Consider the following 501-nt stretch of genomic DNA (forward strand, 5'->3'; position numbering starts at 1 on the left):
CCGACGCCGCTCTCGCCACTTTCCTGGGAAAGGTAATAACGCGCGCCGACGATCAGGTATTCGCGGTTCTGGTCCTGGCGGCTGAAGCCGGTCAGGCTGAACAGATGCCCCGAGCCCAGGCCCCTGGCATTGCCCGCCAGCTCGACCTGTTCGTGCAGGGTCTGCAAGGCTTCGATGCGGTTGCGGGCGTAGTGTTCGCCGTCCGAACTTTGTACGTACGTGCCGGGGTAGTCGTAAAGCGGGTAGTCGCCAGCGGTGTGCGGGCGCGGCATGGCTGCACGCACATCAATGTGTGCACTCGGGCGCTGGAAATCGTAGTCGTTGAGCTCCAGCGAACCTGGCTGGACTTCCTGAGCCAAGTGCCAGTCGTGGATATGATCGCGCTCGCGCTGCTGCTCGTTCTTCGGGTAGTACGGCACCGAGCCGTAGCCGGGCGCTTGGGTATGGGCGCCGTAGGCGTCGGCCAGCACCAGCACATGGCGACCCTGTTCATGACGGAAG

At 63.9% G+C, this 501-nt stretch carries 1 protein-coding gene; it reads right to left on the reverse strand.

The genetic code is table 11. The features are described from left to right. A partial coding sequence (vgrG, locus tag ACE04F_RS13685) for a type VI secretion system tip protein VgrG (RefSeq protein WP_486107456.1) occupies nucleotides 1-501 on the reverse strand: 501 nt, incomplete at both ends.

This window comes from Pseudomonas sp. AGC41 (assembly GCF_057334555.1).